Genomic DNA, 641 nt, shown 5'->3' with positions numbered 1-641 from the left:
CCTCAATGCCATCGAGGTACGCGACAACGGCCACCCAGCCCCGACGGGCACACCTAGGGGGCGTTCTCGGACAACCTGACGCATTCCCCGACGCAGGCAAGGCGCTGGCCGCTACGGTCCGCCACGTGCGATACACCTACCGCTGCCACACCTGCCGCCTCACCTGGGACACCCGCGACGACCTCTACGACGCCCAGGCCGACCAGAACGCCCACAAGTACCAGGCCCACGGCGGCGCCCGCCCGTACTACGCTGCCCACCTCGTCGAGCGGTCCTGGGGTTTCGATGATCTGGCCGTCCGGGCGGGCGCGGCTGGCCTGGCCCGAGGCGTCTACCGCGGACTCACGTCCAAGTCGCTCCAGAAGGTCAGCGAGACCGACTACTTCCGGCAGGCCGCGATGCTCCTCGGCGGCGGGATCCTGATCCTGGTGCTCATTCGCTGGCTCACCCACTGACCCCGGCCTCGCCGTACGCGCGGCTACCCTGACTGCGGGCAGCGAAGAGCCCCCACCTCGGATCGATCGAGGCGGGGGCTCTGCTGCGTCGGGCTGAATGTTGCTACCGACCGGCTGGTTGTGCCGGAATGCCTCTGCTGCGTCGGGCTGAATGTTGCTACCGACCGGCTGGTTGTGCCGGAATGC

The 641-nt window shown here is 68.8% G+C and carries 1 protein-coding gene; it reads left to right on the top strand.

What is annotated here, in order from left to right; translation table 11 throughout:
* The first annotated feature begins 125 nt into the window (after window positions 1-125).
* Complete coding sequence (locus EAO76_RS43170; RefSeq protein ID WP_148841667.1) at window positions 126-455, top strand: hypothetical protein; 330 nt, start codon at window positions 126-128, stop codon at window positions 453-455.
* Window positions 456-641: the final 186 nt, after the last annotated feature.

The organism is Streptomyces sp. sk2.1, from assembly GCF_008120935.1.
GTDB lineage: Bacteria > Actinomycetota > Actinomycetes > Streptomycetales > Streptomycetaceae > Streptomyces.
Note: the sequence above shows the minus strand (reverse complement) of the source record. Positions and strands in the feature narration are given on the sequence as shown.